The sequence below is a fragment of the Archaeoglobus sulfaticallidus PM70-1 genome, from assembly GCF_000385565.1.
Taxonomy (GTDB): Archaea; Halobacteriota; Archaeoglobi; order Archaeoglobales; family Archaeoglobaceae; genus Archaeoglobus_A; species Archaeoglobus_A sulfaticallidus.
On sequence record NC_021169.1, the window covers coordinates 1574403 to 1600203 of the forward strand.

At 43.5% G+C, this 25801-nt stretch carries 23 protein-coding genes; 8 read left to right on the forward strand and 15 right to left on the reverse strand.

The window, feature by feature from the left end:
* Positions 1-4 precede the first annotated feature (4 nt).
* The 3 genes from ASULF_RS08555 to ASULF_RS08565 are packed head-to-tail and all read right to left on the reverse strand — an operon-like array spanning position 5 to position 2731.
* Positions 5-205: a hypothetical protein gene (locus ASULF_RS08555; RefSeq protein WP_015591327.1), complete on the reverse strand. Its 201-nt coding sequence runs from the start codon at positions 203-205 to the stop codon at positions 5-7.
* A 10-nt stretch (positions 206-215) separates the two neighbouring features.
* Entirely contained in the window at positions 216-1577 is a 1362-nt protein-coding gene (gene serS, locus ASULF_RS08560; RefSeq protein WP_015591328.1) for a serine--tRNA ligase, read from the reverse strand.
* A 14-nt stretch (positions 1578-1591) separates the two neighbouring features.
* A complete protein-coding gene (locus ASULF_RS08565; RefSeq protein WP_015591329.1) occupies positions 1592-2731 on the reverse strand; it encodes a hypothetical protein in 1140 nt (379 codons plus the stop codon).
* Between the two features lie 52 nt (positions 2732-2783).
* Here ASULF_RS08565 and ASULF_RS08570 point away from each other — a divergent pair, with 52 nt between their 5' ends.
* On the forward strand, positions 2784-3002 hold the full coding sequence (locus ASULF_RS08570; RefSeq protein WP_015591330.1) for a hypothetical protein: 219 nt from the start codon (positions 2784-2786) through the stop codon (positions 3000-3002).
* 33 nt (positions 3003-3035) lie between these two features.
* Here ASULF_RS08570 and ASULF_RS08575 read toward each other — a convergent pair whose 3' ends face one another.
* Positions 3036-4163 (reverse strand): radical SAM/SPASM domain-containing protein, encoded by a 1128-nt coding sequence (locus ASULF_RS08575; RefSeq protein ID WP_015591331.1) that lies wholly within the window; start codon positions 4161-4163, stop codon positions 3036-3038.
* Positions 4164-4235: 72 nt separating this feature from the next.
* Between ASULF_RS08575 and queC the strand changes: the two genes are divergently transcribed.
* Positions 4236-4940: a 7-cyano-7-deazaguanine synthase QueC gene (gene queC / locus ASULF_RS08580; protein WP_015591332.1), complete on the forward strand. Its 705-nt coding sequence runs from the start codon at positions 4236-4238 to the stop codon at positions 4938-4940.
* A 19-nt stretch (positions 4941-4959) separates the two neighbouring features.
* Here the strand turns inward: queC and purM are convergent, their stop codons facing one another.
* The 8 genes from purM to ASULF_RS08620 form a co-directional block, all read right to left on the reverse strand.
* Positions 4960-5946 carry a phosphoribosylformylglycinamidine cyclo-ligase gene (purM, locus tag ASULF_RS08585; protein ID WP_015591333.1) on the reverse strand — a complete coding sequence of 329 codons (987 nt, stop codon included), beginning with the start codon at positions 5944-5946 and terminating at the stop codon, positions 4960-4962.
* 15 nt (positions 5947-5961) lie between these two features.
* Complete coding sequence (locus tag ASULF_RS08590) at positions 5962-7182, reverse strand: ornithine cyclodeaminase (RefSeq protein ID WP_015591334.1); 1221 nt, start codon at positions 7180-7182, stop codon at positions 5962-5964.
* A 140-nt stretch (positions 7183-7322) separates the two neighbouring features.
* The gene (locus ASULF_RS11415) at positions 7323-8927 is read right to left on the reverse strand and encodes a sensor histidine kinase (RefSeq protein ID WP_015591335.1); all 1605 of its coding nucleotides are present in this window, start codon (positions 8925-8927) and stop codon (positions 7323-7325) included.
* 153 nt (positions 8928-9080) lie between these two features.
* Positions 9081-10340: a diaminopimelate decarboxylase gene (gene lysA, locus ASULF_RS08600; RefSeq protein WP_015591336.1), complete on the reverse strand. Its 1260-nt coding sequence runs from the start codon at positions 10338-10340 to the stop codon at positions 9081-9083.
* Positions 10341-10365: 25 nt separating this feature from the next.
* On the reverse strand, positions 10366-11535 hold the full coding sequence (locus ASULF_RS08605) for an LL-diaminopimelate aminotransferase (RefSeq protein ID WP_015591337.1): 1170 nt from the start codon (positions 11533-11535) through the stop codon (positions 10366-10368).
* A 126-nt stretch (positions 11536-11661) separates the two neighbouring features.
* Positions 11662-12780, reverse strand: a complete 1119-nt coding sequence (locus ASULF_RS08610) for a citrate/2-methylcitrate synthase (protein WP_015591338.1) — start codon at positions 12778-12780, stop codon at positions 11662-11664.
* Positions 12781-14304, reverse strand: a complete 1524-nt coding sequence (locus ASULF_RS08615) for an AMP phosphorylase (RefSeq protein ID WP_015591339.1) — start codon at positions 14302-14304, stop codon at positions 12781-12783. It abuts the gene before it with no gap.
* Between the two features lie 10 nt (positions 14305-14314).
* The gene (locus ASULF_RS08620) at positions 14315-15817 is read right to left on the reverse strand and encodes an AMP phosphorylase (protein WP_144060528.1); all 1503 of its coding nucleotides are present in this window, start codon (positions 15815-15817) and stop codon (positions 14315-14317) included.
* A gap of 222 nt (positions 15818-16039) precedes the next feature.
* Here ASULF_RS08620 and purS point away from each other — a divergent pair, with 222 nt between their 5' ends.
* From purS to ASULF_RS08645, 5 genes are all read left to right on the forward strand, one after another.
* Entirely contained in the window at positions 16040-16282 is a 243-nt protein-coding gene (gene purS, locus ASULF_RS08625; protein WP_015591341.1) for a phosphoribosylformylglycinamidine synthase subunit PurS, read from the forward strand.
* 11 nt (positions 16283-16293) lie between these two features.
* Positions 16294-18630, forward strand: a complete 2337-nt coding sequence (gene purL, locus ASULF_RS08630) for a phosphoribosylformylglycinamidine synthase subunit PurL (protein WP_015591342.1) — start codon at positions 16294-16296, stop codon at positions 18628-18630.
* Between the two features lie 10 nt (positions 18631-18640).
* A complete protein-coding gene (gene purQ / locus ASULF_RS08635) occupies positions 18641-19456 on the forward strand; it encodes a phosphoribosylformylglycinamidine synthase subunit PurQ (RefSeq protein ID WP_015591343.1) in 816 nt (271 codons plus the stop codon).
* Positions 19457-19570: 114 nt separating this feature from the next.
* Positions 19571-20395, forward strand: coding sequence for a sulfite exporter TauE/SafE family protein (locus tag ASULF_RS08640; RefSeq protein WP_015591344.1), 825 nt, complete (start codon positions 19571-19573; stop codon positions 20393-20395).
* A gap of 58 nt (positions 20396-20453) precedes the next feature.
* Entirely contained in the window at positions 20454-21599 is a 1146-nt protein-coding gene (locus ASULF_RS08645) for a M20 family metallopeptidase (protein WP_015591345.1), read from the forward strand.
* Here ASULF_RS08645 and ASULF_RS08650 read toward each other — a convergent pair.
* The gene (locus ASULF_RS08650; RefSeq protein WP_015591346.1) at positions 21571-22296 is read right to left on the reverse strand and encodes an aldo-keto reductase family protein; all 726 of its coding nucleotides are present in this window, start codon (positions 22294-22296) and stop codon (positions 21571-21573) included. The genes ASULF_RS08645 and ASULF_RS08650 overlap by 29 nt on opposite strands.
* A gap of 229 nt (positions 22297-22525) precedes the next feature.
* Between ASULF_RS08650 and ASULF_RS11760 the strand changes: the two genes are divergently transcribed.
* Positions 22526-22735, forward strand: a complete 210-nt coding sequence (locus ASULF_RS11760) for a DUF5658 family protein (RefSeq protein ID WP_236609678.1) — start codon at positions 22526-22528, stop codon at positions 22733-22735.
* Here the strand turns inward: ASULF_RS11760 and ASULF_RS08655 are convergent.
* Both ASULF_RS08655 and ASULF_RS08660 read right to left on the reverse strand, forming a co-directional pair.
* A complete protein-coding gene (locus tag ASULF_RS08655) occupies positions 22707-24470 on the reverse strand; it encodes a hypothetical protein (protein ID WP_015591348.1) in 1764 nt (587 codons plus the stop codon). The two genes, ASULF_RS11760 and ASULF_RS08655, sit on opposite strands and share 29 nt — an antisense overlap.
* A gap of 5 nt (positions 24471-24475) precedes the next feature.
* Complete coding sequence (locus ASULF_RS08660; protein WP_015591349.1) at positions 24476-25690, reverse strand: hypothetical protein; 1215 nt, start codon at positions 25688-25690, stop codon at positions 24476-24478.
* Positions 25691-25801 lie beyond the last annotated feature (111 nt).

Below are 25801 nucleotides of genomic sequence, written 5' to 3' on the forward strand. Positions count from 1 at the left end.
TAACTCAATCAAAATCGAAGATTTCGATGTTTCCGGGCTTAAGGATCTTTATCAGCCCAACGCTATTGCAGTCCTCACACTTCACCTTCAAAACGATGATGTTCTCCCCCTCAGCCTTATCCAGTACCTTCCCTTTATGCTTGTTCACATCCCCGCACTTCGGGCACTCGAACAGGTAGTACTCGGAATCCGATCCAGAACCCATCCAATCCCCCCTATTCAGCTTTTTTCATTTTCGGAACGATATAGTCCTTGGGTGCAGAGTCTATATTCTCAAGATACTTCCTCAGAACTTTCGGGATCCTTATCCTGCCATCCTCTTCCTGAAAATTCTCTATAATTGCGGTTATAGCTCTCGTGGTTGCTATTGCTGTGGAGTTCAGCGTATGCACGAAGCCCTTGGTCGGCTTGCCCCTCTCCTCTGCAAACCTTATGTTTAGCCTGTAGCTCTGCCAGTCAGTGCAGTTCGAGCATGAAACCATCTCCCTGTACTTCCCCTGGGACGGCATCCAGACCTCAAGATCGTACTTCTTGGCTGCAACTATCCCGATATCTCCAGTGCATATGTTTACTATACGATACGGTATCTCAAGTCCCTGCCAGAGATCCTCAACATTCTCCAGCAGTTTTTCGTGCCAGTCCCATGACTGCTCAGGCAGGCAGAAGATAAACTGCTCAACCTTGTTGAACTGATGGACTCTAAAGATGCCCTTCGTATCTTTCCCGTGTGCCCCAGCTTCCTTCCTGAAGCACGGGCTAACGCCAGCATACAGCAGGGGCAACTCCTTCTCCTCCAGCACCTCATCCATGTGCATCGCGGCTATGGGGTGTTCTGAGGTTGCTATAAGATAGAGATCCTCATCCTCAACCTTGTAGATTACCTCCTCAAAATCATCAAAAGTTGTAACTCCTTCATACGCCCTCCTCTTCATCATATAGGGTGGAGAAACTATCTTGAAACCTTTTTTGGATAGATAATCTAAAGCATAGGTTATCAGGGCAAAATCAAGCCATATCAAATCATCAAGCAGATAATAAAACCTCGAACCGGAAACTTTCCCTGCTCTTTCGATATCAGCCAACCCGAAGACCTCAACCGCATCGGCATGAGGCACGGGCGGTTTTTCTATGACCTCGTATTCACAACCATGTTGCCTTCTAAACTCCTCCTCAAATACCTTCGGCACCTTGGGCTTACCCCAGTACTTTATCGCGACATTCTCGCTGTCATCCCTACCGATGGGAACAGAATCATGAAGGATGTTTGGAATCGAAAGCAAAACTTCATTCAGCTCATTTTCAAGCTCTTTAAGCTCTTTTTCCTTGCTCTTGACCATACTTGCTATTTCTTTCGCTTTCTTCATCGCTTTCTCTCTTTCCCTTCCCTTCAGATTTTTCATCTCCCTTGAGATCTTGTTTCTCTCGTGTCTCAGCTTGTCAAGCTGATATCTCATTTCCCTCCACTTTTTATCGAGTTCGATTGCTCTCTCCACTATCTCAAGATCACCGTCTCTCTTTTTCTGAGAATCGATCAGTATTTTGGGATTTTCCCTCAGAGATTTAAGGATGCTCCACATTTGCTCTCACCCTATCAGATCTTTCCCATCCCTTCAATCAAGATTTCTCTACCATTCCTTTTAAATTTTATTATCTCGTTGATGGTTCCTTTCAAACCAGTTTCCCAGTAATCGCCTTTTTTAACCCCAACTGTATTTAAAAGTTGAGTAATGCTATTTTGAAATTCATCAGCATCTTTTTCAGTTTCGAAGCATATCTTCCAGAAAAAGACAAATGAGTTGTTCAATCGAAACAGCTTGAAATTATCTCCATTCCAGCCTTTAGCTGATTCTAAGGCTTCGCAGTCGCTTAAATGAGTTGACAGGAAAATGTATGTAAAGAACTCCCCAAGCGTATCGTTTCTTATAAGATCGTATCCCTCAACATCCCAATTACCGACAACTTTTATAAAGGATTTCTTGCCCTCTAAGATCTCCTTTGTGCTTTTTGGAGGGTTCAAATAGCCGTTGTCCAGATCCCCAGTCTCAAGATACATCTTTCCAGCATACAGCGTGCCGAACTTGTACGGGAAAAAGTAGAGCAAGTGGAGGCTATCATCAAAACCTCTGTTTATCTCGAACTTGCACTCAGTCTCGTTTTCAATTTTTGATAGCTCTTTCTCAATGCTCTTGTTTACATACAGCCATCCGGCGATTACTGCAGAGCCTTCAATCAACGCGCTGTAAGCCTTCTCTCCATCGTGTGTATCTCCCGCTTTGATGGTGAAGTATCTGTCCTGAATCGCATGTTCGAGTTCGTGGGCCAAAGCCTCCTTCCCGCTGTTGGAGTATGGATCGAAGTTTTCCCTTACCACATAAACGGCATCCTTCCAGTAGAATGCCATGAAACCAGCCACCTCACTATCCACCTTCCTCTTAAAGCTGAAATTGGATGGTACGATAAGGAGGGATTTGTAAAACATCTCTTCCTTTTTTGCTTCCTCTTCAGACACGGTTGAAGATCCCCACCTTTCCAGAACCCACTCCATGTCCACAACCTTGACAGGAACATCGATTTTCTTGTGCCGTATCTCCTCCATCGTATGCCTTACCTCATCGTAAATCTTGATGGTTCTTTCCTGGTATACGTCATGAACCGTGTATGTAGAGAGTAGAAATGCCGTAAATGAGATCAGCAGAATTATCGCGAGCCTTCTTGCCGCACTTTTTTCCATATTTATCTGAAAAACCGAAAGTTTTATTTCTTTTTTCCATAAACATTTTCTGATGTCCTGCATCTTCTGCATTTACTTCTCAAGCTGTGGAGGTATGGCTGAGATATGTGAGCATTTTACCCTCAAGAATACCAAACAGAGAAAAGAGAAGAAGCTCAGGAGTGGTAGCATAAGCGAGGTTGCTGAAAGCATGAACATGACAGTAACCGAGTTTCTGAGCTATGTCGGCAAGCTCGAGAAGGAGGGTAAGCTGAAGATCAGATTTCTCTGAAGTTTTTTAGATCTGGCAGCTAACTTGACGAGCTTAAAAAAGGCACTTTGCTATTCCCGAACTATACAGACACTCCCCGCATGACGGGTGGTTTGTGTAGCAGTCCTCGTTGTGAGCAATATACCAGCATCCGTTGACATGTGCACAGTCTGCACACCATGGAAAGTTCCTCATATTCGCTCTTATACTTTCAAAGCTTGCCAGACTCTCTCTGACATCATCAATGTCCTGGGAGTTCAGATCTCCAACAATAAATTCCGGAACATCCCTCCAGTGGTTGTTCAGAAATTCCCTATGACTTCTCGATAGAATCATGCAGCTTGAAACTTTTCCATCAGATCTAACAAAAAGAGAATCTCTGTACGGACACTCTCTAGCATTTGCATCCCCAAAGAATTTTGGCTTGATTAGATCTATGCCAAAATCCCTCGCCAACTCTTCAAGCTCAAGCATCCTTCTCTCTGAGTTCAGAGCCAAGTTAATCCTGTCAACGGATTCGAGGATGTACGGAATGTTTACCATGTATCCCTCTCTGCCAGCAATATCATGAATCTTTCTGTAGAGCTCGATGCAATCTCCATGTCCAGCAGAGCAGTCCTTAAGAGCTCTTATTATGAAATCTTCATCCAGATTCAGGCTTAGGACGAGATCCACAACCTTCCTGCTTGGCTCGAAGTAAAGCACTTTGGTATAAATCTTCTCATTCGGTGGCACAGCATTTGTCAGAAAAACATCCAGACCGTTTTCTCCAGCAAACCTGACAATGTTGCTGAGGTCATCGAGGTTATCCCTCGTGATTACGGCCTGTATGAAGCTACCATCAGCTTTTTTCAGATTTCTCTCTATTTTCTCTGGCTCAACTCCTCTCATCTTCTGCAGATAATACCTGTTCAGCGAGTCCATTGAGAATCCTATCCTGTCTGCCGGGATTTCAGCGTCTATCGTGCCATTCGTGTTTATCGTTATCTTACCATTCAGCCTGCTCACGATCTTTTCAAGATTCTTATTCAGCAAGGGCTCTCCATAGCCATAGAGAACGAACTCATCATCGCTATCGGCTATTTTCTCGATTATCTCGAGATCAATATCTCTACCATTATTTTTCCTGAAGCAGTATGAGCATCTGAGATTGCATGAGCTTGTAACTTCAATCTGGATCATATAGCCAGTACGACACCAGCCTTTATCTTACTTTTCCCGAAAATTTTTATGAAGGTTTGAAGAGGTTCATTCATGCATGCTGTACTGATCTTCAGCGGTGGGGTGGACTCCACAACGCTGCTGTACTATCTGATCAGCAAGGGCTACGAAGTTCACGCACTGACTTTCATCTACGGGCAGAAACATGCGAGAGAGGTTGATGCATCGAAAAAAATAGCAAAACTATTGGGAATTAAGCACAAAGTCGTTGATATCACTTCGATCCATGAACTAATTTCCAGAGGCTCACTAACCGGTGGAGAAGAGGTTCCAAAGGACTTCTATACCGAAGAGACGCAGAAGTTGACAATAGTCCCAAACAGGAACATGATACTGCTCGCAATAGCTGGAGGCTATGCGGTCAAAGAGAACATCAGAGAGGTGTACTATGCCGCACACAAGAGCGACTACAGCATATATCCTGACTGCAGAAAGGAGTTCGTAAAGGTGATGGATGCAGCCTTGTATCTGGCAAACCTCTGGACACCTGTTGAGCTTAAGGCTCCGTTTGTGGACATAGAGAAATCAGAGATCGTTGGCCTCGGTCTGAAGCTCGGTGTGCCCTATGAGCTCACATGGAGTTGCTATGAAGGTAAGGAAAGACCCTGTCTGAGTTGCGGAACATGCCTCGAAAGAACAGAGGCTTTTCTCATGAACAATGCGAGAGATCCTCTGTTAACTGAAAAAGAATGGAATGAAGCTGTAAAAATTTACGAGGAAAAGAAGAATGAAGTTTGACAGCTAAATCAACCAAAAATCAATCGATTCTCAGGTCTTTAACAAAAATTCCATTCCCTTCTTCAACTCTCCCAACGATCCTGCAGTCAAGCTCTTTAGCAATATCCTTGGCCACATCTTCGCTCGCTATCACGGCAAAGCCCATTCCCATGTTGAAGGTCCTGTACATCTCCCTCTCGCTAACATTTCCAGCCTTCTGTATGAATCTGAATATTTTCTGAGGAGGGAGTGGGTTGTCTATCACATACTTCATCTCCTTCAACCTTCTGAGCTTCAGCAGCCCGCTACCTGTTATGTGAGCCATTCCGTGAATTTCATATTTATCCCACAATCCAACAAGCTCGGAATAAATTCTCGTTGGAGTTAAAAGCTCCTCTCCGATTGTCTTTCCTTCAAATTCGTCGAAATAACTGTATCCAGCACTTTCTACTGCCTTCCTCGCGAGGGTTAGTCCATTGCTGTGAATTCCGCTGCTTGGCAGACCGATGATCAAATCCCCATCCTGAATGCTCTCTCCTGTAATGATCCTGTCCTTTTTAACCCATCCTATCGCAGTTCCTGCCAGATCAAAGCCATTGATAATCTCTGGCAGGGTTGCGGTCTCCCCTCCAACCAGAGTTATGTTCGCAATCCTGCAACCCTCCTCCAGCCCAATCGCTATCTCTTCCATTATCTCCGGATCTGGTTTCTGGATCGCAATGTAGTCAACAAAGGCCAATGGCTCTGCCCCTATCGCAATCAGATCGTTGACATTCATCGCAACGCAGTCTATACCAACAGTGTCGAACTTCCTTATCTTTTCGGCAACTATAATTTTTGAGCCCACTCCATCTGTTGTTATCGCTATACCAAAATCGCCGAGGTCTACAACCCCAGCATAATGCCCCGTGAGAATTGGCCTGCCAAAACCCTCCCTTACGAACTTTATCTTCTTCGCAAGAGATTTTATTGCTTTCTCTTCTTCCAGAATGTCCACACCTGCTTTTGAATAGGTCATCTCATCCATAATATCCTCAGCCCCTCACTCTCTCAAACTCCTCAGCTTCTCATACAGCAAAGGCACAAATAACCCTACATCGGTGACAATACCTATCGCCTGAGCTGTCCCTCGGTCTATGAGCTTTGTAACGGTTGCTGGATTTATATCCACACATATTGTTTTTACAGTTGAGGGCAGCAAATTCCCAACCGCTATGCTGTGAAGCATCGTTGAGAGCATCAATACCATGTTTATGCCTCTCAGAGCCTTCTTTATCTCCTTCTTCGCAACGATAACATCGGTTATAACCTCTGGCAAAGGTCCATCATCTCTTATCGATCCAGCCAGAATGAAAGGCACATTATTCTTTATGCACTCATACATTATTCCATCCTTCAGAACTCCGCTCTCAACAGCCTTCCTGATCCCTCCAAGAGATATTATCTTGCTTATCGTTCTCAGATGGTGTCTGTTCCCCCCCGGCACCGGCTTACCGGTTTCGAGGTTCATGCCGAGTGATGTGCCGAAGAGCGAGATCTCGATGTCGTGGACAGCCAACGCGTTGCCCGACAGAAGCAGATCTATGTAGCCATCCCTTATCATCCCAGCCAGAGCATCTCTCGCCCCGGTATGATCTACTGCAGGGCCAGCAACAACGGCAATCTTACCGCCATTGCTCTTTATTGCGAGGATCTCTCTGGCAACAGCTTCAACGAGTTCCTCATTCGGCCTTTCACTGCTGACAGTTCCACCCATGAACTGAAAATGAGAGTACTGCCTCGGCCTCTCTGGTGGGATTACCCTAACACCTTTCTCACCAACCACTATTAAATCGCCCTTCTTCACCTCATCTATCGCAACGCATTCAGCTCGGCCATTCCTCACCGCTATCAGCCTGTCCATGCTGATGTCCTCTACCTCCAGCCACTTACCCCTGTAGTTAATATATGTTGGATGGTTTGTTGTGACATAGAAGTTCTCTGGTAGGACTTTATCATCCGGGGCGGGAGCCACTTCCACCTCCTCAGCATCAGGGATTTTCGCTCCCAGCTTGTGCAACTCTTGAAGTATCCTCTGCAAATGCCCAGGGTCTTTTCCCATAACCATTATCCTTGCATAGCTAGTATCCGTCTTTTTCTTTCCTATTCTGAACTCCAGTATCTCGAACTCTCCGTCAAGATCGAGTATCGTATCGAGAACCTTGGGAAATATCATAGAATCTATCAGGTGACCCTCAAACTCCAATTCCTTTACATTCTCCAATTATATCGCCCCCTACTGCGTCCTTATTGCGTTACCAAACCTTACTGTTGATAAAGTTAATCTAAAAAAATTAGTCTAGAGTTAACACCATTAACGCAATCCAGAACCGTACCTTTCCAGCTTTCTCGTTAAACCTCAAATCACTCCACACACCTGAACTTCAGAACGAAAGTGGTCCCCTTAGGTTTGTTATCCTCAACTGCAACGCTTCCACCATATCTCTCCATAAGTTTTTTGACAATATACATACCGAGTCCAGTACCAGCCTTCTCGCCATACTTGAACCCTTCTTCGAAGATCATGTTTTTTATTTCATCCGGGATTCCAGTACCATAATCGGCAACTCTAACCTCACAGAAACCGTTCAGTTTCCTGCAAGTGATATCCACTCTGTCAGTTTTTCCATGCTGTATCGCATTCCTTATCAGATTATCGAAGACCGAGTAAATTGCGGGATCCGCAATTACCTTACATGTACAGTTTACATTAACCTCAATATCGTATCCAGATGCGATGCTTTCGATGACATCCTTCAGGTCATATACCTGTAACTTATCAATGTTTACGCTCTGCTCCATGTCTCTCATTTCATCTATAAGATTCAATGATCTGTCTATCGCCCTGAAACCGATCTCTCTTCTATCATCTTCAATCAGTTCAAACAAACCTCTCAGTACTGTTAAGTTGTTAAGCATATCATGCCTGAGGATTTTGTTTGATGTTGCCAGAATGTCTCTGGCGTTCTCGATGCTCTTCTGATAGTTCTCTACACTCTCAAGAACGAGATTTATGTTCCTTGCAAGCTCTGCGATCCCATCTTCTCCGTCAACTGTTACCCTCCCTGATATATCTCCCTTCTTTGCAAGCTCATCAAGTTCTCTGTTCAGGCGTATTATCCTCTCGTTAATGGATATGTGATATATCGCCGATCCGATCCCAAGAAAGGCAATTCCAATAAAGAATACTGCGCTAAAATACTCGTGAAACTCCGCTTTTCTCTCTTCAAGATTTGATTTCTTCTCAAAAACCAAAAAGAAGAGGTTTTTTCCTGTAACATCCTTGATTGGCCTGTATGTTATGAGCTTTCCATCCTGAATGGATATAGTCTGATTATGATCGGATCTGTCAATGTAAATATTAATACCGATGGGCATTCCCAAAGCTCTAAAGAAGGAATCATTAACGAATCTACCCATCACAAGCCACCCTCTTGGATCTCCACTCCCATCACTTTTGATAATTCGTTTTGATGAAAACATGAGTACTTCCCCATCAATTTTGAGGAAGCCACTACTCTCATTGGCCAAATAATCGAGATACGGGCTCAGTTCTGGAACCGGGATCACCCTATTTTTCTCAAAGTCAAAAGCTTTTGCATAGACTATACTTTTATTGCGATTTATAAAAACAATTAAATTGAGTTTTTGTTCGATAAATGTCTCATTTACGAGATTGGATTCTATATAATCTTTGCTTTTATTTTCAATAAAATAGTATGTATCATCCCAGTAAGCCCAATCAGTGTTAAGCCTTTCAAGATACCCTATTTGAGAGTCCAAGAAGTTCATTACTAACTCGACATCCTTATGGAACTCATTAACCTCAAATCTCTCGTATTCGTTTATTACATAACTGTGAAAAGCATACATGCTGGATAATATTATCGTAAGAAAGATTAATCCAAAAATCCAGGTTTTTATCCTTATTGTTTTGGTCTTTGCCAATACCTGTTTAATCATTTTCATTTTAACATTCTGACATTACATTCATCTTAAAAACTTTATCATTATCATCAGGTGCATAGAAGTCTTGCAGTTCAAATATCAAATTTTTGAAATCATGAAGAGATGGTATCACACAGATCTTTAGCCAGAATCACAAAAGCAATAGAAATAAATTCAAAAAAGAAGCTCAGGAATCTTCTGCTTTCCAACTATGTCTGCAATATCCTCTCTTTCCCTTATGATGTAGAATTCACCATCCTTGGCGAGCACTTCCGCACATCTCGGTCTACCGTTGTACTGACTGCTCATGACAAACCCATAAGCCCCTGCGTCATACACGGCAATCAGATCTCCCTTCTCAACTACCGGCAGCTTTCTATCCTCTGCGAGAATGTCGCCGCTCTCACATATCGGCCCGGCTATCGTGTAGACCTCCTCGTTCTTTCTATTGAGTTTGTTGGCAACGCTAACCCTGTGATACGCGTTATACATCGCTGGTCGAATGAGCGTGTTGAATCCAGCATCCACAGCCACGAAGTTTTTGTAGGCTCTTTTTACCGAATTAACCCTCGTTATCAGAACCGTTGTGTCGCCAACAATGCTTCTTCCCGGTTCAAGCCACAATTCCAGTTCTGGATTGATCTCATCCCTCCTCTTTTCAAAGACAGACAGTATCTCTTTTGAGAAATCCTCTTTGCTGAGAGAGCCCGTCCCTTCATAATCTATCCCCAGTCCACCACCGATATCCATGAACTCAAGCTCAATCCCGATCTTCTGTATCTCGGCAGAGACATCAAAAAGCCTGTTGATTGCCTCAATGAACGGACTTGCCGAGAGAATCTGGCTTCCAATATGACAGTGTATGCCTTTGGGTATCACATTTGGCAGTTCGTAGGCTATGCGGTAGGCTTCAACAGTCTGCTCCCAGGGTATTCCGAATTTCGATTTTTTAAGCCCCGTTGCTATCTTTGGATGGGTTTCAGGAGAGACATCGGGATTCACTCTGAATGCAATCTCAACCTCCTTGCCTTCCTTAATAGCCATGTCGGATATCGTGTAGAGCTCATCAAGGCTATCAACACTGAACTTAACCCCAGCCCTTATCCCGGCGAGGATCTCCTCATCAGATTTGCTGTTTCCGTTGAACAGAATACTCTCAGGCTTGAATCCAGCTAAAAGGGCGAGATACAGCTCCCCCATGCTGAAAACATCTGCTCCAAAACCCTCTTTCTGGATTATCTTGAGTATGGCCAGATTGTAATTGGCTTTAACAGCATAGAGCAACCTCTGATTGGGAAAGGCGGACTTATACGCCCTGAGGTTCTCCATCAGCTTGCCGTAGGATGTAACATACACTGGCGTTCCGGTTTTCTGCACGATCTCATCTATTCTTACTCCATCAACTGTAAGCATGCCGTCATCTTCTCCAAACATACACATCCCTCATGCTTTTCCAACATCAGAATTCGAATCCTTCAAGCCTTTCAACGGCTTTTTCTATAACCGAAACATTTCTTGTGAGAGCGAACCTGACGAATCCCTCTCCCCCTTCCCCAAATCCTATTCCGGGAGTGACGAGTATTCCAGCATCGTTCAGCAGCTTCTTGGCAAAATCCATGCTTCCGTAACCATCAGGCACTTTGCACCACACATAGAATGTAGCTTTCGGAACGAAAACCTTAAGTCCCGCTTTTTCCAGGCCATTCACAAGCTTATCTCTCCTCTCCCGGTATATCTCGTTATTTCTTTCAATTACATCATCACTTCCGAGTAAAGCAGCTATGCCAGCTTCCTGCACGGCCTGAAAGACACCGCTATCGACATTCGTCTTAACCTTTAGCAGGCCCTGCAAGGCTGTTTCATTCCCAACAGCAAACCCTATCCTCCATCCGGTCATGTTATAGGTTTTAGACAGAGAATTGAACTCAACGACAACATCAAATGCTGAATCGATTTCGAGAAAGCTCAAGGGGCGTTCCTCGAAGTATATGTCCGTGTATGCCGCATCATGGGCCAAAATTATGTTGTTGTCGTAGCAGAAATCGATAGCGCTTTTTATGAATTCCTTATCACATACAGCACTCGTCGGATTGTTCGGGTAGTTCAGGAACATTATCTTCGCATTTCTAACAACATCTTCCGGAATCTTATCGAAATCCGGTGTGAAACCTCTCTCCTCCTCAAGTATCATATGATATGGCTTTCCATCCGCCAGAAGGGTCGCTCCGTGGTACACCGGATACCCGGGATCTGGAACTAAGGTATAATCTCCTCTGTTCACAAAAGCCAGCGGAAGGTGGGCTATGCCCTCTTTCGAGCCTATAAGGGACACAACTTCTTTCTCAGGATCGAGCTTTACACCTTTTCTGCGCATATAGTATTCGGCAACAGCCTCCCTGAAGCTCAGCATTCCCTCATAGGATGGATACTTCTGGTTCTCTTCTTTTCTCGCTGATTCGCACAGAGCATTAACAATATGATCAGGAGTTGGCAAATCGGGATCCCCAACACCAAAGTCTATTACATCGACACCTTCCTTAATCTTTTCAGCCTTCATTCTGTCTATTTCGGCAAAAAGGTATGGTGGCATCGCGTTAAGCCTTTCAGAAAACTCAAACCTCTCAGCCATACATCATCGTATAACAACCTATTAAAAAATTTTTCTGACTCTAAATCCTATTGCCCTCTTTTACTCAGAAAATGAGAATAAATTTTAAAGAAAATTTAGCAATATTGGTTGAATACTAAAGAAATCTCATTCCCTATCGCTGAGAGGTACGTACCTCCTCTGTTGAGATCCGACATACTCTGCTCTTGGTCTTATCAGCCTGTTATTTTCGTACTGCTCGATGACATGAGCACACCATCCAGAAATCCTGCCGATGGCGAATATGTTCACAAAAAGATCATCAGGGATTCCGAGATTTGCATAAACGCTTGCCGAATAGAAGTCGACATTCGGTAGCAACCCTTTATATTTATACACAGCCTCCTCAATCGCTTCACTGATCTGATACCACTTTGGATTTTTCTCATCGGCCAGTTTCTTCGCCAGAATCTTGAGCTCTATCGTCCTCGGATCCATTACCTTCCTGTAAACCCTGTGACCGAAACCCATTATCCTCTCACCGTTTTCCAGCTTTTCTCGCACATAACTCTCAGCCCTCCATGGTACGGCAACCTCCCTCAGCATTTCCATGACCTTCTGACTCGCTCCCCCATGCAACGGGCCGAGGAGAGTTCCAGTGGCTGCAACTATGCAGGCATACATGTCAGCGAGCGTTGAGGCTGCTATCCTCGCAGCAAATGTTGATGCGTTGAGCTCATGCTCAGCATGAAGAATGAAGTCGAGATCCAGACTCTTCGCCATCGTTTCTGTTGGTTCCTCTCCATGAAGCATATACAGAAAGTTTTCGGCATGACTTAGGTCCTCTCTCGGATGTATCAGGTTCTGTCCGGTTCTGATTCTGTGGAAGTATGCAACTATTGTTGGAAACTTGGCTATCAGACTTATCGACTTCTCAATCGATCTCTCGTGGCTCTTGTACTGAATGTGTTTGTCCATCGATCCGAGATAAGATATAGCTGTTCTCAAAACAACCATTGGGTGTGTAAATGGGGGCAAATGCGTTAGCAATCCAATTATCTGTGGTGGAAGCTCTCGTTTCATCGCAAGCTCTTCTTTAAAGCTTTCAAATTCGCTTTTGCTCGGTAAATCTCCGAACAGAAGGAGAAAGGCTACTTCCTCATACGAGGAGTTCTTGGCAAGTTCATGAATATCATATCCTCTATACTCCAAAACACCTCTATCCTCTTCCACCGCGATCCTGCAGATCGATGTCTCGCATGCAACTACATCCTCCAGCCCACTCATCTATCTACCTCCTATATACTTATATGATGGGTAAGCGTCAAGTATCATCCCCGTTATCTCTACTGGCTTTTCCTGCAGTGCAACATCTATCGCATTATCCAGCTTCCATTCCTTCTCAGCATAGATGGTGATTATTGGATCACCAACCTTTACTACCTCTCCCCTCTTCTTATGGAGATACACTCCCGCTCCCTTGTCTTTGGGAGCTCCTGCTGTTCTGGCTATTTTTACGATGTTCTTGTTGTAAACCTCTTCAACAGCTCCCTCTTTAGTAGCCTTGAGCGTGTAAACCTTATCTCCAATGGGAACATCATCAGCCTTGGTAATCTCTCCACCCTGAGCAAGAATGATTTCTTTGAGCTTTTCGTATGCCTTTCCTGAGTTGAATATTTCCTTGGCATATTCATAGCCATTGCTGGTTTTACCGCTCATTTCGAGCAGTATTCCTGCCAGGCCGAGAGATTTTTCTATCAGGCTTGAAGAGCCCTTTCTTTCCTCGAGGGTCTTGAGGGCTTCTTTAGCTTCTAAGGCAGGGCCTATTGCTCTGCCTACTGGCTGTCCTCCATAGGATAGCGCACATCTGACATTCAACCCCAGCCTTCTGCCGAGTTCCACAAAATCGTTTGCCAGCTCCCTTCCTTTCTCAACCCCAGGAACCTTGCTCCCCTTCCCAACAGGGATGTCGATCACAACATGTTTGGCCCCTACAGACCCCTTCTTGGCCATAACGCTCGCGAGAAGCTGCGGTTTCGGATCGATTGAGAGCGGATGCTCCACCCTGATGATTATGTCGTCAGCAGGGGCTATCTCTGTTGCTCCCCCCCATGCGATAACCCTGCCAACCCTCTCGGTTATTTCCTTAATCTCATCAACAGTCAGATTAACATCTGCCAGCACCTCAAAGGTGTCTGCAGTTCCCGTTGCTGATGTTATCGCTCTTGATGCTGTTTTTGGGATCAGTAGGCCAGAGGAGGCAACGATCGGGACTATCAGAAGAGTTATTTTGTTCCCCGGAACACCTCCGATGCTGTGCTTGTCAACAACTATCCCCCTTTCAAAGGTTATTGTCTCTCCAGTCTCTATCATCGCCCTGGTCATCCACTCGATCTCGTCGAAGTCCATGCTCCTCAGCATGTTCGATGCGACAAAGGCTGTTAGCTCCACTTCGTTCAGAGAACCATCAACAGTATCTTTAATAATCGCATATATCTCATCCTTTGTCAGCTTGTGACCAAAAATCTTCTTTCTTATATAGTTAAAGGATTCTGGCTTGGGAACTGGAAAAATCTCAACAACAGCCTCCTCTTCTATCTCAAGTAACTCCATGAGATACTTCGTCAAACCGCACTCATTCTGTTCAACCAGCCCAGATATAACCTTAACTTCCGCAATAACTCTCTTTCTTCCACAGGAGACTCTTACTCTATCTCCACCCCTAACACCTATCTCTTTCGCATCATTTTCTGAAATCGCAATTATCCTGTCATTAACATAAAACGGGATCAGCTTAACCTTCAGTTTCATACAGAACACCTCATATATATGATGGATAGGTCTCAAATATCATGCCAGAAATCTCCACTGGCTTTTCCTGCAGTGCAACATCTATCGCATTATCCAGCTTCCATTCCTTCTCAGCATAGATGGTGATTATTGGATCACCAACCTTTACTACCTCTCCCCTCTTCTTATGGAGATACACTCCCGCTCCCTTGTCTTTGGGAGCTCCTGCTGTTCTGGCTATTTTTACGATCACATCGTTCCTTACATGCGTTACCGCTCCCTCTTTAGTAGCCTTGAGCGTGTAAACCTTATCTCCAATGGGAACATCATCAGCCTTGGTAATCTCTCCACCCTGAGCAAGAATGATTTCTTTGAGCTTTTCGTATGCCTTTCCTGAGTTGAATATTTCCTTGGCATATTCATAGCCATTGCTGGTTTTACCGCTCATTTCGAGCAGTATTCCTGCCAGGCCGAGAGATTTTTCTATCAGGCTTGAAGAGCCCTTTCTTTCCTCGAGGGTCTTGAGGGCTTCTTTAGCTTCTAAGGCAGGGCCTATTGCTCTGCCTACTGGCTGCCTGGCATTGGTTATAACGCTGGTGACATTGAGTCCAAACCTCCTGCCAAGCTCTGAGAATTTGTGTGCCAACTCCTTACCAACATCAAGCGATGTAACCTTCGCATACTCTCCAACAGGGATGTCAACAACAACATGCTTTGCACCAACAGCAGATTTCCTTGACATTATGCTCGTTATGAAGTGAGGTATGGGACTGATCTGGAGGTTGTACTGAATCTCTATGAGTCTGTCATCTGCTGGAGCCAAGTTGGCTGAAGCGCTCCAAGCAATAACCCCGCCAACCCTCTCGGTTATTTCCTTAATCTCATCAACAGTCAGATTAACATCTGCCAGCACCTCAAAGGTGTCTGCAGTTCCCGTTGCTGATGTTATCGCTCTTGATGCTGTTTTTGGGATCAGTAGGCCAGAGGAGGCAACGATCGGGACTAAAAGCAATGCCGTTTTGTTCCCCGGAACACCTCCGATGCTGTGCTTGTCAACAACTATCCCCCTTTCAAAGGTTATTGTCTCTCCAGTCTCTATCATCGCCCTGGTCATCCACTCGATCTCGTCGAAGTCCATCCCATTAACGAAATTTGAAAGGATAAAGGCTGTTAGCTCGATATTGCTGAGAGAACCGGAAACGGTATCGTTAATTATCGATCTTATCTCGTCGAGGGATAGCTTATACCCCTCCATTTTTTTCCGTATATATATAACGGATTCTGGCTTCTTTACAGGATAGATCTCAATTTCATCTCCATCCACAACACCAATCAAATCTGCAAGCTCTTTCGGGATCAGTATCTCCCCGGAAGCTACCATGCCAGATGTAATGTTTACCTCTGCTACACAAACGCTCTTTCCTTTGCAAAGTCTGATTCTATCTCCTTCAATCAATCCAAGCTCATACGAGTCATCTTTATTCATTATAACTGCTTTGCCTATGGAATAAGGGATTACCTTCACGAGAAGCATGTATCCTATTAGCATAGCAGACATTTAAATCTTTTTGTAGCCTATGTTAAAATACATAGGGTAAATATACATACAAGTTAAAAATTTTTCAATTTCTATCCGATAAAACTTCAGGATTTGTCTATTTAGAGCGATATTCTAAAAAATTTTTAAAAATATTAAACTTTTGAATAATTTCTATCAATCTTAACCTTTTTATACATTTTACCTCCAAGGAATACCATGATTGCGGATGTTTACATAGAACTGAAGGAGGGGGTCGCCGATCCCGAAGGTGAGTCAACAAAGAAGGCTTTAAAACTGCTTGGATTTGATAATGTAAAAAATGTGTCAACGAGAAAGGTTTTCAGAATTGAGATTGATGCAAAGAGTAGAGAGGAGGCTGAAAAAGAGATCAAACAAATGTGTGAGAAACTTCTCGCAAACCCAGTAATCCAGAGATATTCAATAAACTGGATATCCTGATGGTGGAGATTATGATTGAAAAGGTTCTGAAGAAAGTGGATGTGCCTTTTCCACTATATCAGATAGACATTATAAACTCAGATGATGAAATGCTGAAAGCTATCAGCGATGAACTCGGTTTATCGCTGAGCGTTGACGAAATGCGAAGAATAAAAGAATATTTCATCGCAAAAGGCAGAAATCCGTACGATATTGAGCTTCAAGCTCTGGGACAGGCGTGGAGTGAGCACTGCTGTTACAAGAGTTCAAAATATTACTTGAAACAATTCATCTTCAACATCGAGTCTGAATATGTCATCTCAGCAATAAAGGAGGATGCCGGTGTTGTTGAGTTCGATGAAGATCACGCTTATGTTGTTGCCTTCGAATCCCACAACCATCCTTCAGCCATAGAGCCTTACGGCGGTGCGGCAACAGGCATAGGTGGGATCTTGAGAGATGTTGTATGCATGGGGGCTAAGCCAGTAGCATTGATTGACCCCCTCTTTTTCGGAAAACCGGACTTTCCGCATTCAGTTTTGCCTAAGGGGACGAAGCATCCGTTATATCTGCTATCCGGAGTTGTTGCAGGAATAAGAGATTACGGGAACAGGGTTGGAATACCAACTGTCTCCGGAATGATATTCTTTGATAATAGCTATCTCACAAACTGCCTCGTCAATGTTGGATGCATAGGAATTGCGAAGAAATCGAATATTGTGCCAAGCAGGGCTGGAGGAGAGGATGACATATTCATCCTCGCCGGAGGTCTGACTGGGAGAGATGGAATACATGGTGTAACTTTTGCCTCAGCGGAGCTTAAAGAAACAAGCGAAGAGGAGTCGAGAGGGGCTGTACAGCTTGGTAATCCGATAATCAAGGAACCCCTGATTCATGCATGTTTGGAGGTAATAGAAAAGAAGTTGATCACGGGGATGAAAGATCTCGGCGGTGGAGGGCTTAGCTGTGCTGTAGGAGAGATGGCTCTGGCTGCTGGTTTCGGAGCGAGAGTGTTTCTGGACAGGGTGCCGCTAAAAGAGCCGGATATGGCTCCCTGGGAGATATGGGTTTCAGAGAGTCAGGAGAGGATGATGATCACCGCCAAGCCAGAGATGGTTGATGAGGTGCTGTACGTCTTCGAGAAGTGGGATGTGCCGGCAACCGTCGTTGGAGAGGTTAAGGCTGAGAAGACGCTTGAGGTTTACTACAAAGACTTCAAGGTTTACGACATGGACATAGAGTTCGTAACATCCGGCCCGGAATACTGCAGGAGTTACCTGCCGAAGAAAGTTGAGGTTAAGGGAGAGGAAAGGATAAATCCGCCAAAAGACTACCTGAGAGTTTTCAAGGATATGCTCCAGCACCCGAATGTGGCGAGCAGGGAATGGGTTATCAGGCAGTACGATCATCAGGTCAGAGCATCCACGATTTTAAGACCGCTGCAGGGGAGAATTAACAGGGAGACCCATGGAGACTCAGCAATAATCAAACCAACTGAATCGTGGAGGGGTCTGGCAATAACAGCAGATGTCAACCCCTGGATGACCAAGATTGATCCATTCTGGGGTACTGCAAGCTCATTCGATGAGATGATCAGGAACCTTATCGCTGTGAACTCAAAGCCCCATTCATTCGTTGACTGTCTGAACTTCGGAAACCCGGAGAAGCCAGAGAGGATGGGAGAGTTCGTTGAAAGTGTTAAGGCGATGGGCTGGATGGCTAGAGGTATTAACCTGCCGTGTGTTAGCGGTAATGTGAGCTTCTACAACGAAACACCCCATTCTGCTGTGGCACCAACTCCAACACTGCTGGGCATAGGTATTATAGAAGACATAAGGAATGCTATAACCTCATACTTCAAGAGGGTCGGAAGCTCAATAGTGCTTGTCGGAGAGACAGAAGCGGAGTTTGGTGGGAGCGTTTATTCGGCAGTTACTGGACAGAAAAGCTATCTCGTTCCAAGAACGAGCCCTGAAAGGCTTAAAACATACAGCGATGCCATGCTTGAATCCTTTAAGGAGTTCAAAGTTCTTGCATGCCACGACATCTCAGGTGGTGGTTTAGCTATCGCAATAGCTGAGATGTGCTTCGGAAAAGGTCTTGGAGCTGAGATCGATCTCAGGGGAATTGCTGGAGATGCCCATGTCAAGCTGTTCTCCGAATCGAACACCAGATGGATTGTTGAGCTACCAGAAGAGGATGCACAGGGGTTCATCGCTTTCCTCATGGAAAGAGGTTGCAGAGCTTTTGAGATAGGCTGCGTATCAAAAGATAGCATATCATTCAACGATAGCAACATTGCGTTCGAGATGGGCGTTAGCGAGGCGGAAGAGCTGTGGAGAAATGGTCTGTCGAGGTATGTGGTCTGAGGTGGTTTTTATGGAGCCAAGAATAGCTGTTCTGAGGATTGAGGGAACCAACTGCGAGGATGAAACAGTTAAAGCTTTGAAGGCCGCTGGAGCTTTTGCCGAGGCTGTGCATCTAAAGCAATTCTACAGCGACATGATAAAGGAGAGCGAGAAGAGGAAGATAACGGACTACACGGGGATTGTCATCCCTGGTGGGTTCTCTGCCGGAGATTACGTCAGAGCCGGAGCGATTTTTTCAGCAAGAATGAAGAGCGTTTTGAAGAGAGATCTTGAGGAATTCATAAACAACGATTTTCCTATTCTGGGTATATGTAACGGATTTCAGGTCCTGGTTGAACTCGGTGCACTACCGGGCTTTGAGGATAAGCTGTCAGAGAAGCCGGAGATTGTGCTCGCAATCAACAACTCCAACAGGTTTGAGTGCAGGATGAGCTACCTCAGGCACGAAAACAGGGGGAAGTGTATGTTCACGAAGGGCCTAGATAACAGGGTTGTTGTATATCCCGTTGCCCATGCGGAGGGAAAGGTTGTTTTCCCGAAGGGCATGGAGGGGATTTACATAGATAGGCTGGTTGAGAACGATCAGATCGTTTTCAGGTATGTTGACGAGAACGGAGACTATGCTGGCTATCCCTGGAATCCAAACGGAAGCATATACAATATTGCTGGGATCTGCAACGCAAAGGGAAATGTTCTCGGGCTGATGCCACATCCGGAGAGGGTTATGCACGAGTGGAGCTACCTTGACTGCGAGTGGAGTCCAGAAGGACATGGAGATGGATGGATAATCTTCAAGAACATGGTGGATTACATTGAAAAGTTATGATCTTTTCTCTTTTATTGTCCTTTGTGGCTAAGATTTGCAATGTTAGCTGCAAACATAACTGAAATCTGAAGTAGTTTCAGGAAAAAAACTTAAGTTTGGAATGTTAGAACCAGTATGGATCTATCAAACTTCATTCTTGTAACATTATTCGCTTTTCTCATCTCATCATTCACATCCCAGGCAGGAGTGTCGGGAGCGTTTCTCATACTTCCATTCCAGATCAGCGTCCTTGGATTCTCCAGTCCTGCTGTTAGCTCAACGAACTTCGTTTACAACATCGTCGCGATTCCAAGTGGGGTTTACAGATACATTAGAGAAGGGAGGTTTCTCAAACCACTGGCGTTAGTTATTGCTTTTGGCACCTTGCCTGGAATATTCATAGGGGCTTTGATAAGGGTGACATACCTTCCAGATCCGAAGAACTTCAAGCTTTTTGTAGGGGTTGTTCTGCTCTATCTTGGCCTAAGACTCCTCTACACAAAAAAGTCTGAAAGGAGAGAGGTGAGAGTAGCCAGAATAGTAAAAGTTAGTATTAGAGAAGTTGTCTATGAGTTCTCAAACAGAACATACAGCTTTTCTGTATTGAAGGTTTTCCTTATTGCCTTCCTGATCGGGATTGTTGGTGGGGCTTACGGTGTTGGTGGAGGGGCTATGATTGCTCCCATTCTTGTATCAGTCTTCGGCCTTCCCATATACACCACTGCTGGAGCTACGCTTTTCGCTACATTCATTTCCTCCATTGCTGGAGTCGCATACTACTCAATTCTCGGGTACTCTCCGAACTGGATTCAGGGGCTGTCGATAGGCATTGGTGGGTTTTTCGGGATGTATGTTGGAGCCGGAATGCAGAAGTTCATGCCCGAGAGAGTAATTAGAATTGGACTTTCAGTCCTGATCATTGTTTTAGCGATAAAATACATCCTCCAGTTTTTCCTATAGGTAAAGAAGTAAGCAAAAAAACAGGAAGAATTAAATTTTATTCTCAGCTAATTGTATCATGCCTTCAGCAAATCTAACAGATCCGCTGAAGCTAACTCAGGAACTCATCAAAATCGATTCAAGAAACCCTCCAGGATATACTACAGCAGTTGTGGAATTCCTCGAGAATATTTTCTCCGAGTACAAAACGAGGATTGTTGAGAAGGTTGAGGGAAAACCAAACCTAATCGTGGAGATTCAGAGAGGGGAGCCAGAGTTCATGCTCACAACCCATATGGATACGGTTCCATCACATGATGCCCTACTAAATCCGGTTATAGTTGATGGGAAACTGTATGGCAGGGGATCATGCGATGCCAAGGGATGTATGGCCGTATATATTCATGCAGCCCTTAACTCGAAAGCGGATGTTGGATTGAAGCTTGCATTCACATGCGATGAGGAGGTAGGGGGCATCAATGGACTGGGATATGTTTTCGAGAAGGAGAGAGCCGATTTTGTTCTGGTAGGGGAGCCATTTGGTGCAGACAGAGTTGGGGCCTTGCAGGCTTCAGTTGTCTCAGCAGACATAACCATAAAAGGGGAGTCCGGTCATACCGCAAGCAAGGATTCCAGAAAGGGAGCCATATACAGAGCTTCAGAGTACATAATCGAAACCACAAAAAAGATCTCATCGCTTAAAGGAGACTATGCAAATTTTGAAAGTTTCTTCAAAGGACTGGGTTTTGAATTCGAGGTCAGAGGAATCTCACATGCAATTTTCAATCCTGCAGTGATTAAAGGAGGTGTCAAAAGAAATGTTGTTGCTCCTGAATGCACGATCTCCGCAGATATAAGGTTTGCACCCTGGATCGGCAGAGACGAAATTAGAGATGCAATATACAGCGAGCATGCAGAGTTCAGGATAAACGGAGTTCTCCAGCCATTCGGCATCCTGATAGATGGTACCAACACTGAAAAGGATATAGAGTTTCTCAAAATCCTGAGGGATTCCATAAAAGACTTCGGCATGAGGCCTGTAGCCGTGTGCAGTCTGGGTGTTGGAGATACCAGGCATGTCAGGAAGTATGGAGTTCCCGCTTTCTATTATGGCCCGAGAGGTTACGGGCTACACTCAGACAACGAATGCGTTGTGATAGAAGAGTTATACACATGTTCAAAAGTTATCGAGAGGATTATCGAGAGAATTCAAATATTTTCTTAACAATCCTGCATGCCTCATCGATCTGATCCAGTTCGGTGAAACCAACTATTATCGAATCAGAGTACTTGAAAGCAAATGGGAATCCTTTGTAGGGATTTATCCTCCCGGCAGCAAGGGTTTTTATTCCAAAAATGTATTTTCCGGAATTCTTTGAATTCTCTATTGCTAGGAGTGCAGTGTCATATGAGGGTTCCATGTACAGCCCAATTGGGTTGATCGGAACCATATATGCCCTCACGAGTTCGATTTCATCGATCTTTGGCAGAACATAACCCGGTTTGTGGGTGGCTATTCCCGGAATTATACCCAGATCATGGCAGGATTCTGCAAAAGATCGTATTTTCTCGATATCAAGCTGATCCGTTACTGATGCATGCAGAAATACTATTATCGGATCAAAGTTAATTATAAGCTCAATTTCGCTTTCATCCTCAACTGTCGCAATAACATTTATGCTCCTGACCTCTGCAGTCAGTTCAACAGCCTCAATTATTGGAGGATAAGGAGCTATATGAATGCACGGGTAACACTTCGATGAGAAATATATGAAAAACTGAGAAATCAAGCCGGGGTTACTGTAGAATCTCCTGTGATACTCCTCAGCCCTGCTACCAAACTGCCCAGCCCCCATGAAAGGGGAAATTCCGTGGATCAAAACTGGTAGCTCCTTGCCATCCACGCTGACTACCGGGATCATCCTGTTAAATTTACTCTAATAAGATATAATTCTTTGGGTTTTTGACACTCTCCCAACTTTAGTGGGGAGATTCTTGCTTCTGAGGGTTTCACACCCATCTACACCCACATCGAGCTTCTAATCTCAGGTGCATCATCCACCCTCAGAAGCTTCCTGAGCCTGTTTCACAATCATTTTTGGTCAGACCTGTGATTGCCTCACAACAGTGTGGTTTTTAAAACGTGGAGCTGTGGAGGTAAACCCACTGATGAGATGGTTGATTTCATTCAACCTGCCAGCTTACATCACACTGAAAATTCCTAGTGCTTTAATACTTGTTCTACAGATAATGGCGATAAGAAAAGGAAGTCAGATATGGGCTAGAAGAACAGCATTTGTCGTTGTTCTTCTATCGCTGTTTCCCCCGCTGTTCAATACAGCCAACCTGCTTTTATTGTGATATGTATGTTCCTTAATTTCCTTTTGATCTCTTTAAGAGGAACTAATTTTTCTTTTTCCAAGTCAAGAGTATAGAATTCCACTTTTTCTCTTATCTCTTCTGGCTCGTTCTCTTTGATGTCAATCAGCGTTTTAAAATGTCTTAAAAACGTGAAATTGTCCATAATTATGTTTATTTTTCTGACATTCGTTAGTTCTTTGTATTTTTCAATCGTGTAAATGATCTTTTCTTCCACGGTTTTTCCTTCAGTATCCTGAGCGAACAGCGTTTCTACCTCGTAAACTTCGTTGCTACTTGTATCCATTACGTCGGCGATTACACCACCTAGAAACTCTCTGGTGTCTTCTTCCGTTTTTATTATTTTATCAATTTCGTATTTCTTTGGTTTCCTCGGATTTTCGGGTTTTATTATTCCCTTCTTTATCAGCTCCTTGGTCAGGCATTTCACTACGAACCATTTCATCTGCTTGTGTTCTGGCGATTCGCCTTCGTGTGGTTTGGTTGCCATACTGTATGCGCTTCCCTCCAGCTTCTCCAGTCTTTCTTCGAATTCTCTTCGAGCATATTTGTTGAAGATGTCGTCGAAAGTAGCGCCATAGGGTCTTTCTACTCCTTTCTCTTCCACAAAAACGGATGGGATTGAGTTCAAGTTGAGACATCCCCAAACCAAACTTGAAAGCTCTTTCTTTTCCTCGAATGACAACCGTCTTGGCTCAACGTACATGATGTTCAAGGGATGCTCGATTTCTTTTTCTAATTTTTCCAGCACTTTTTTGCAGTGCTCATACAGCTCCGCGTCACGCGTTTTGAAAATAATAAAGCCGACATCACCTATAATAGCTCTTCTTATAGGTTCTCTTAAATTATTCTGAGTGAACCATTCTCTGACTTTCTTTTTGTTACAGTCTAAATCTATCGTAAATAAACTCCCATGAACTTCCATCCACTTCCCAATTTCCATTACGTTGAACTCATCCAGCTCTTTTATTGGTTTGAATCTTAGATAGCCTCCTGTTTTTTCTCTGTAAATCATTATGCAGAGGGTTTCAAAGCTGCCAATTGTGCTGTCCTTTTCTAATTCTCTGTACAGCACTATTTTGGGTCCTTTTGATGACAATCTGCTATTAGATACACCGAATACGAGATCCACAATATCTGGTGTTTCTTCTTTAATTTCTTCACTACCACCGGAGGGTTCGTTTTCTGCTGATATAGCACTGAAATCTAAGTGTTCTTCACTTGTTTGAACAAGTTCTTTTTCAATTGTTGGAACTTCTTCGTAATCTTTCGCCATTTTAACTGTTGTGTCAAAACTTTTGAGGATTAATGAAGCTTCGTCAAGAGTAATGGAATCAGGAACTAATATATCCAGTTCTTCCTTTCTATCATTAAATGCTAAATCCATTTTTAAGTCGAGTAATTTGATTTTTGGAGAATTCAGCAATTCTATTTTTGGAATTTTTAATTCAGCCTTTATCTCTCTTTTTGAGGTTATAGACCTATCGAGTTCGATTAGCTTGAGGTTGTGTGAATGTTTTACTAAAATCTGTGATGGAAGTAAAAGCTTTTCCTCGTACCCCCAACTCAAAACGTCTTGTTTCTGATTTTTGTTTGGGTTTTTCTGTTTTTTGGCTTTGGATTTTATTTCTCCGCTTGATTTTGCCTCTTCTATTTCTCTTCTTTTCCTCTCCAATACTTTCTCATGTACGGCTTTGTATTCTTTTTCGATTTCCATAATTTTCACTCTCTTTTGACTAACATAAATGTGGCATCGTCTTTTAATACAAGCTCGTAAGTCCCCAAAAACAACGCTGGTGACATTTGGTCGAGGAATCCAAACAGTCTTGAAACTACTACTCCTTTTTCGTCCTTTATCAAATCTTTATCAATTAGGTATATCCTTAGATTGTAATATGCATGTTTGCGTGAATAACTGCCATCATAGATTTTAATATTATATAGATATTCGTTATCTTTCCAACTCCAATTTAATCTTTCTAACTCTTTTCTACATACGTCTAAGTACTCCCTTCGTGGGTTTGGGAGGTTTTCAACAACGTCTTTTAAAGGATATGAATAGTAATAGTAGTATGAATAGTCAAACAAAAGCCAAATAAGTCTATTCAACCAAAGTAAAAGTCCACCAAGTGTATTTACTTTCTCCTTTAAAACAACCATCAACTTATCCACTTCCCGATATTCATCGGGATTGATTGTATCAGCATACCAATCGCTAACGTCAAAATCGGAATACACGTTGGGAAATCCATAAATCGTGTAATCTCTTCTTAGTTTTTCATCCTCAACCTCTGGAGCAAAAATTTCGGTCAATCCAAGAAAATCCCTTAAAAATTGGAATTTTTCTCCGTTTTTAGTTTCTGGAAATGCTAACTCTAAATATTTTCTCGTAATCTTTCTGATGTTCCAAATAAAAGTCATATATTTGTCATAGCCGACACAGACGTTTAAGCAGTGTTGTAAAAGATTCTGCAACCCCTTAAACACCTTATCTGGTTGCTCTATGTATTCATCCTTTGATACAACCACCTCTTTCTGATTTGAATTTATATCAGCTTTTTTAATAATTAATTCTGCAACATCTTTTATTAGCTCTATCCACCCTACAATTTGTGTTTTATGAACCATTATTGGAACTGCTGGTTCTAAACCTTGTAAGACGAATGCTTGGTATGAGTTTAAATCAGCAATTTCCGCTCCGAACATATCTTTAATAGCCTTTGCAAAACTGTTTTCTTTATACTTCTTTTCGTTAACACCACCTAAAAACACCACGTCAAACTTTGGATATTTTTTGAGGACGTATGACGTATCTTTACCGTCCAAGTCCTTCAAAAATTTCCAAAAGTTTAGTAGCGCCACTGCATAATCTCTTATGGGAGTGATTTTCGTAACGACGAATTCCTCCCATTTTCCGGCTGAATAGTAGTCTATCATGGCATTTGATGATTAACGGAAACCTAAAATAAAATTTGCGAATTAGGTTGAAAGACGAGTCTGCATTTGTTCTGTTGAAGTTTGGAAGAGTTTATTTACGTGATCACACTG

Coding starts and splice junctions, on each gene's coding strand:
- ASULF_RS08655 (WP_015591348.1), bottom strand. CDS start 24,470: ATGGAAATCGAAAAAGAATACAAAGCCGTACATGAGAAAGTATTGGAG.
- ASULF_RS08570 (WP_015591330.1), top strand. CDS start 2,784: ATGTCCTGCATCTTCTGCATTTACTTCTCAAGCTGTGGAGGTATGGCT.
- purS (WP_015591341.1), top strand. CDS start 16,040: ATGATTGCGGATGTTTACATAGAACTGAAGGAGGGGGTCGCCGATCCC.
- queC (WP_015591332.1), top strand. CDS start 4,236: ATGCATGCTGTACTGATCTTCAGCGGTGGGGTGGACTCCACAACGCTG.
- ASULF_RS11415 (WP_015591335.1), bottom strand. CDS start 8,927: ATGAAAATGATTAAACAGGTATTGGCAAAGACCAAAACAATAAGGATA.
- ASULF_RS08565 (WP_015591329.1), bottom strand. CDS start 2,731: ATGGAAAAAAGTGCGGCAAGAAGGCTCGCGATAATTCTGCTGATCTCA.
- ASULF_RS08610 (WP_015591338.1), bottom strand. CDS start 12,780: ATGAGTGGGCTGGAGGATGTAGTTGCATGCGAGACATCGATCTGCAGG.
- purL (WP_015591342.1), top strand. CDS start 16,294: ATGATTGAAAAGGTTCTGAAGAAAGTGGATGTGCCTTTTCCACTATAT.
- purQ (WP_015591343.1), top strand. CDS start 18,641: ATGGAGCCAAGAATAGCTGTTCTGAGGATTGAGGGAACCAACTGCGAG.
- serS (WP_015591328.1), bottom strand. CDS start 1,577: ATGTGGAGCATCCTTAAATCTCTGAGGGAAAATCCCAAAATACTGATC.
- ASULF_RS08640 (WP_015591344.1), top strand. CDS start 19,571: ATGGATCTATCAAACTTCATTCTTGTAACATTATTCGCTTTTCTCATC.
- ASULF_RS08575 (WP_015591331.1), bottom strand. CDS start 4,163: ATGATCCAGATTGAAGTTACAAGCTCATGCAATCTCAGATGCTCATAC.
- ASULF_RS08615 (WP_015591339.1), bottom strand. CDS start 14,304: ATGAAACTGAAGGTTAAGCTGATCCCGTTTTATGTTAATGACAGGATA.
- purM (WP_015591333.1), bottom strand. CDS start 5,946: ATGGATGAGATGACCTATTCAAAAGCAGGTGTGGACATTCTGGAAGAA.
- ASULF_RS08660 (WP_015591349.1), bottom strand. CDS start 25,690: ATGATAGACTACTATTCAGCCGGAAAATGGGAGGAATTCGTCGTTACG.
- ASULF_RS08645 (WP_015591345.1), top strand. CDS start 20,454: ATGCCTTCAGCAAATCTAACAGATCCGCTGAAGCTAACTCAGGAACTC.
- ASULF_RS08605 (WP_015591337.1), bottom strand. CDS start 11,535: ATGGCTGAGAGGTTTGAGTTTTCTGAAAGGCTTAACGCGATGCCACCA.
- ASULF_RS08555 (WP_015591327.1), bottom strand. CDS start 205: ATGGGTTCTGGATCGGATTCCGAGTACTACCTGTTCGAGTGCCCGAAG.
- ASULF_RS08650 (WP_015591346.1), bottom strand. CDS start 22,296: ATGATCCCGGTAGTCAGCGTGGATGGCAAGGAGCTACCAGTTTTGATC.
- lysA (WP_015591336.1), bottom strand. CDS start 10,340: ATGTTTGGAGAAGATGACGGCATGCTTACAGTTGATGGAGTAAGAATA.
- ASULF_RS08620 (WP_144060528.1), bottom strand. CDS start 15,817: ATGCTTCTCGTGAAGGTAATCCCTTATTCCATAGGCAAAGCAGTTATA.